At 68.7% G+C, this 5,734-nt stretch carries 6 protein-coding genes; 2 read left to right on the top strand and 4 right to left on the bottom strand.

What is annotated here, in order from left to right; genetic code table 11:
* The first annotated feature begins 64 nt into the window (after positions 1 to 64).
* Together HLK59_RS47555 and HLK59_RS47560 are read left to right on the top strand one after the other, a co-directional pair.
* Positions 65 to 751 (top strand): DUF317 domain-containing protein, encoded by a 687-nt coding sequence (locus HLK59_RS47555; RefSeq protein ID WP_171147919.1) that lies wholly within the window; start codon positions 65 to 67, stop codon positions 749 to 751.
* Between the two features lie 177 nt (positions 752 to 928).
* Positions 929 to 2,002, top strand: coding sequence for a hypothetical protein (locus tag HLK59_RS47560; RefSeq protein ID WP_171147920.1), 1,074 nt, complete (start codon positions 929 to 931; stop codon positions 2,000 to 2,002).
* A 79-nt stretch (positions 2,003 to 2,081) separates the two neighbouring features.
* On the opposite strand, the gene HLK59_RS47565 is transcribed toward HLK59_RS47560, so the two are convergent.
* From HLK59_RS47565 to mobC, 4 genes are all read right to left on the bottom strand, one after another.
* Complete coding sequence (locus HLK59_RS47565; protein WP_171147921.1) at positions 2,082 to 2,762, bottom strand: hypothetical protein; 681 nt, start codon at positions 2,760 to 2,762, stop codon at positions 2,082 to 2,084.
* A 98-nt stretch (positions 2,763 to 2,860) separates the two neighbouring features.
* Positions 2,861 to 3,301, bottom strand: coding sequence for a hypothetical protein (locus HLK59_RS47570; RefSeq protein ID WP_171147922.1), 441 nt, complete (start codon positions 3,299 to 3,301; stop codon positions 2,861 to 2,863).
* Positions 3,302 to 3,383: 82 nt separating this feature from the next.
* Entirely contained in the window at positions 3,384 to 5,099 is a 1,716-nt protein-coding gene (locus tag HLK59_RS47575) for a relaxase/mobilization nuclease domain-containing protein (RefSeq protein ID WP_171147923.1), read from the bottom strand.
* Positions 5,096 to 5,383 carry a plasmid mobilization relaxosome protein MobC gene (gene mobC / locus HLK59_RS52570; protein ID WP_206328457.1) on the bottom strand — a complete coding sequence of 96 codons (288 nt, stop codon included), beginning with the start codon at positions 5,381 to 5,383 and terminating at the stop codon, positions 5,096 to 5,098. The genes HLK59_RS47575 and mobC overlap by 4 nt, the downstream gene beginning before the upstream one ends.
* Between the last annotated feature and the right edge of the window lie 351 nt (positions 5,384 to 5,734).

The following is a 5,734-nucleotide window of genomic DNA, read 5'->3' on the forward strand; positions in this document are numbered from 1 at the left end:
GGCGGCGGCCCCCCCCCACCCCCCCCCCCCCCCCGATCCCACCCGCCCCGCTTCGCCGGACCCGATGTACTGGGTCGCCCCGCGCCACCTGGCCGGCGATGACGGCGTCCTCGCCGAACGGATCGGCGAGACCCTGACCGACCTCGGCTGGCACTTGTGGCCGACCTCTCGCAACACGCTGCTCTATGTGAGCCCCGATGGCCTGCGCGGCGCCGAGTGGATCCTCGCCGCCTATCCGTTCGAGCTGGGCGGCCTCCCGGTGGCCTGGCAGATGTCGGCCCGCCCGCACCCTGCCTCGGCCCTGACCGAGTGGAACGCCTACTTCACCACCGGCGTACCGCACGAGGCGCTCACCGACTTCCTGCTTGCGCTCGACGCCAGCGAGACCCCCGATATCGGGCTCGAGCACGCCGAGGCGGTGCTCACCGCGCTCAGCGCCCGGGGCTGGCTGCGCGACATGGACCGCCCTCGTACGGCCGCTGCCGATCCCAGCTTCTCCACGAACGTCTCGCTAGAGATGCTGCCGCCGCTCATCCACGACGCCGACCCCCGCGGTGACCTGTTGGGATGGCAGGCATGGGCGGAGCCTGTGCTAGGGGCGCCGTACCTATGGTGCGCGAGCTTCAGCGCGAGCGCCCCGCACGAACTGGTCGCGGCCTTCGCCTCCTCGCTCGCCGCACCCGGCCCGGTACCACGGCGCACGCTGCCCGTGGGTGCGGAGGGCCGCCTCACCGTCGTCCGCCGCGGCTGACGGCTGCGAGTAGCCGCTGACCGAGGCGAGTAATCGATGGGGCGATGCCCCTGTATCCAGGCCCGGTGGTTCCGCTCTAATCACGAGAGCGGAACCACCGGGCCTCTGGTGTACCGGCATCAGTGCTCCGAACAGCACCCTGCAAGCACGATCAGGGCCGTACGTAGGATCGCCTGCGTGGCTGTCAAAGTGATCGGCAAAGGACCCTTGCGCGGCTACCTCCTGGAGGAGGTGCTGGCCTGGCTGTTGCGCTCCAGCGGCTTCGAGGTGCTCACGGCCGACGACGACCAGGACAAAGAGCCCTGGAAGGTTCTGAAGGAGGACAAGAACGGTCTGCTGGTCCGTGGACGCGGTGCCTGGCACCAGGTCGACGCGCTCGGGCAGTTCCGGTATGTGCCACCCTTCTCCCTGCCAGTCCGCCTGTTCGTCGAGGCGAAGTACCTGACCGCAGCCCCCGTCGGTCTGCCCACCGTCCGCAACGGGCACGGTGTGATCCACGACGTAAACGAGGGCGAGACCACTACACTCACCGCTGCGGGCACCGGCCGGCCGCGGACGCGATACCGCTACAGCTACGCGATCTTTTCCACGTCCGGCTTCAGCCCGGAGGCCCAGGACTACGCACTGGCCCACCAGATATCCCTGATCGATCTCTCCGCACCGGACTTCGCCGTGCTGCGGAACCTCGTCAGGAACACCGCCGACACGATTCACGCCGTACTCGAAGCGACTCCGGCGGCCGAGCGGCCGAAGGTGCGCGAGATACGCACATATCTTCGTGGCCCGCTGCTGGAAATGGACCCGGGCAACGTAGAACTGCCCGATGCCATTCGCGACCCGCTCGACGGCCTTGCCCAGGCCCTATACAGCCGTTCGCAGTTGGGCCTTGTACTGGCCTTTCCAGCAGCACCGTTCATCCTGGGCCTGGCCTCGGACGACCTGTACGGCTTCGTGAACTACGCGAAAGCGCACCCCACACATGCGGTGCGCCTGCGCCGCATCAACCAGGCAGCGTCCCACCCCGTTTGGGAACTGCGCTCCGCGGAGCACCCCGATGCCTATGCGTTGAGGTTCGGTCTGCCGGAGCGGGTGGAGAAGTGGATCGTCGCGCAGGACGAAGGAATGCCTTCACGTACCCGGTACATCAAGCGCTGCATGCTGTCGACCATGACCCTGTACTGGATGGACGGGGAGCATGCCCAGACCTTCCAACTCCGTTACGAGCCAGGCGAACTCCGCCTCAACGGCTGAGCGCCCGATACGACGAAACCCCGGTGTCCGGGCCTGTCGGGTGGACAGGCCCGGACACCGGGGCAGGCGGAGGAGTGGCTCAGCGGGCGGTGCGTGCCTTGGCGAATGCCTTGTCCAGGTGGGTGTCGACAAGGCCCGGTGAGCCGGAGACGGTGACCAGGATGTTGCCGGTGCGGATCGCCGTCTGCTTGACGACGCTGCGCTGCCCGCTGGCGGAGAAGGTGAGCAGTTGGCTCCACTGCTCGTCGCCGAGGTCAGGCGCAACTGACTTCTCGGTGCGCATGTCGACGACCGTGCTCCCCGAGGCGATCTGGTACGAGGGGCAGGAGAGCATCGCGTCGAAGACCTTCGAGATGCCCGTGGAGAGCTTCGCCGGGCTGTCGCTGTACAGCTCCTCGCTCACCTCGGAGCTGCTGCTGTAGGTGAAGGACACCTTCGCCTTGCGGGCGAAGTCGAGACCGGAGCCCGTGGCCGTGTCGCCGCCGAGCTTCTCCGGAGCCGAACAGCCGATCACGGTCACATCGTCGTTGCGGCGAGCGGCCTCGGGCCTGCGGGTGTAGCCCTCGCCCAGGTCGCTCCCGTTCAGCAGCCGCTGGTTCAGCTGAGTCGATGACAGCGGCACGGGTGCCGTTGGTGTGCTGCCGCCCCCGTGTGTGGGGGAGGAGGCGCCGGCGGACTCGGCATAGCCGGCGCAGCCGGTCAGGGCGAGGACGGTGCAGACGGCGCTGAGGCCGAAGGCGGTCGTGGTGGAGCGGCGCATACGTGAAACCCCTTGGGTGATGCGAGACGGATGGTCTGACCGGGTCGGCCCTCCGGGTGCCGACGAACGCAGGGGTAGGGGAAGGGGTTTCGCGTATTTCAGTGGCCTAGGTGGCGCAGGCCGTCTTCGAGAGTGGGGTGGAAGTGGTCGACCGGACCGGAGTTGCGGTTGTACCAGGCGGTGTCCAGTCGGGTCTCCTGCGCCTCGTGGCCGGCCTCGCAGCGCAGCCACACCGAGTCGTCGCGCATGTTGAAGACGATCCAGTTCCGGTACGCACCGCAGTGGCATGCGTGGATTTCGCCGTCGATGACCAGTGGCAGGTCCCAGCGCATCATGAAGCCCGAGACGTCCTGGCGGCACGGTGCCCGGAACCCCGGCGGCAGGAAGTCGGGCACCACCGTGGTGCAGGTCGGCGCGGCCGGGAGCGGCGCAGAGACCGGGACGGGAGCCTCGGGCCACTCGGTGTGCATGGCCAGCAGTGCCTGGCCGACGTGCTGGGCTTCACGGAACTCTCGGTCCGCACTGTTGCGTCGGAACATGCCGTCTCCATCTCTGTCGTCTCGCCTGCACGAGGAGAGTGCAGCAAGTCCCTGACCTGCTGCAACTCTAAGAATGTTGAATTCAGAGGGACTTGGCGGAACGCTCCTTTCGGTTCGCCGGCCGCTTCGTGGGACCGCGGTTGGTGGTGGTCGCGGTCGGGGGGTGCTCGGGCATGGTGGACGCGTCGGCGGGCAGATCGGCCATGCGGCGCAGCCTCCACACGAGGACGTCGCTGATCGAGTCGGCGGTGTCCAGCTCTCGTTGCTCGGCTGCCTCGGCCAGGAGCGCGGCTGGATCATGCCCGGCGCGCTCGACGTCGGCGAGCGTGGCGGCCAGGGCGTACCAGCCCGGCTCGGCGAGGACCTGCTCGGCCAGCTCCGGCACCGCCCGGCGAAGGTAGGCGGTCTGCTTGTGCTCCAGGGGCTGGGACAGGTTCCGACCGCGCTGATGCATGGGGCCCAGGTACATCGGTGCGGCGGCCTGGTAGGCGGCGCGCAGATGCTCGGCGGCCTGGCGGGCAGCAGCAGCCTGCTGGGCGTGCTCCTTCTTCCCGTGCCAGTGGGCGGCAGCAAGGACGAAGAAGATGGCCATATCGATCAACATGGCGGTGGTGGCGCCGTCCTCCCCGCGGCCGAGCGCGGGCCCACCGTAGACGAGGTCGCGGGCAGCCTGCCGCAGAGCGCGGTCGTGGCCCCGCTCGGCTTGGATGTGGGAACGGGAGGCCCGCTCAAACGCCCAGGCAGCATCTCGCAGTTCACGACGGGTGTGCGCGGCCGAGGTCTTGGCAAGCGCGTCGAGCATCTCGCCACCCGCGGCGATCAACGCGGAGACCTGTCCGTCGCCGCCCTGGTCGATGATCAGTACGGCCTGCCAGGACGCCGACGTCGCCTGGCGGCGCGCGGCCGAGGGAGTGATGCGCGCCGCACCAGCCGAACGATCCGTGTCGTGCTCGTTGCCGGCGGCACCGCCGGACCACCGTTCACGGATACGGGGCAGGGAGAGGTCAGGGGCGAGTTTCGAGCCGGGATAGAACACCGGCCTGCCGTCCTTGTTGAGGTCGTCGGGGAGGGCGACCTTGTAGCCGAGGAGGTCACCGGAGGGCGCGACGCGCCTTTGGACCAGGACGCCGGCAGCGGTCAGGCGGTCGAAGAACTCCCCTTCGCTCTGTACGCCGGCGACGGCGCGGCGCACTGTCTCGCGCAACTCCTCACGAGCAGTCCGCTCCCGGCCATGGCGTTCGGCCTTGTGGCGCTCGGCGCTGGTGGGCCTCCTCGCAGCGGTGCCGTCCCCAGGATTGACCCGTTGCAAGCCGTATTCGACCTCAAGGAGACGGGCCTCGGCCTGGGCGCGTTTGCCGGAGCGGTGGTGGTTGGGACGGCGCCCGTCCTCGCGTACGAGGGTAGCGATGATGTGGATGTGGTCATCGGCATGGCGGACGGCCGCCCAGCGGCAGCCCGCTCCGTCGCCGGGGTCGATGCCGGTCGCGGCGACCATGCGGCGGGCGATCTGCCCCCATTCCTCGTCGGTCAGGATGCGGTCCTCGGCTGCGTTTCGTACGGACAGGTGCCACACATGCTTCTCGGGGCGCTGGTCGGAGTCGAGGAGCTGCAAGGGCTGGTCGAGGAGTTGCTGGAGGTCCCGCTTCGTGGCGCCCGGATCACGGCCGGGGTCGGGGGCCATGCCGTCGAAGGAAGCGACCAGGTGGGGGTCAATGTGCTCCTCGTGGATGCCCTTGCCGTAGAGGTAGTTGAGTAGACCGAGGGTCTCGCTGCCTTGCTTGTGGACCTGGGGGATCAAGCCGCCTCGCCCACTTGCCGGTTGGCGACCCGGTCAGCGGCAACCTGCACCGACTTGGCAGCGCGCTGAATGTCGGCGATGACCGTCGCCAGGTGAGGAACATCGCCACCAGTGTTGAGGGCCTTGGCGACCTGATTGAGATTGCTGCCGGCCCAGCCGAGCTGCCGGCGCGCGGCGAACAGCTCAGTGAGCACGTCGCGTTCGGTGGCAATGGCCACGGCGGTACGCGACTGATCGCGGGACATGGCCAGGCCGGAGTACGCGAGGAAGCCTGCCGTGCTCATGCCGACGGCGTCTGCGCCCGCTTGGATGAGAGCGTGCTCGGTTTCGTTGAGGCGGACGCTGTGGGCGCGACGCTGCTTCTTATCGCGCGGGCGCGACTTCCCCTTGGACCGCCCCGAACGGGTCGGGCCTGGCTGCGATCCGCCCTCGGTCGCAGCCTTCCCGTCCGGCGCCCCCTGGCGCTGGTCGGACCCCGCCACCACTGGGGCGGGGACTGGTTCGGACACTCCCCCTGCGGGGGAGTGTCCGAACCTCCATCTTGCTGTGCGACGTGAGGCCGCACGTTCGGAAGTGAGGTGATTCTCGTGGAGAGGTTCAGACAAGGAATTCCTCCGAATTAGTGTCTCGATTGC

Origin of the sequence: Streptomyces sp. S3(2020) (assembly GCF_013044505.1) — a bacterium.
Classification (GTDB): domain Bacteria; phylum Actinomycetota; class Actinomycetes; order Streptomycetales; family Streptomycetaceae; genus Streptomyces.

Bases quoted from the DNA above. Each gene is read 5' to 3' on its own strand.
- HLK59_RS47555 (WP_171147919.1), top strand. From the start codon at position 65: ATGTACTGGGTCGCCCCGCGCCACCTGGCCGGCGATGACGGCGTCCTC.
- HLK59_RS47565 (WP_171147921.1), bottom strand. From the start codon at position 2,762: ATGCGCCGCTCCACCACGACCGCCTTCGGCCTCAGCGCCGTCTGCACC.
- HLK59_RS47570 (WP_171147922.1), bottom strand. From the start codon at position 3,301: ATGTTCCGACGCAACAGTGCGGACCGAGAGTTCCGTGAAGCCCAGCAC.
- mobC (WP_206328457.1), bottom strand. From the start codon at position 5,383: ATGAGCACGGCAGGCTTCCTCGCGTACTCCGGCCTGGCCATGTCCCGC.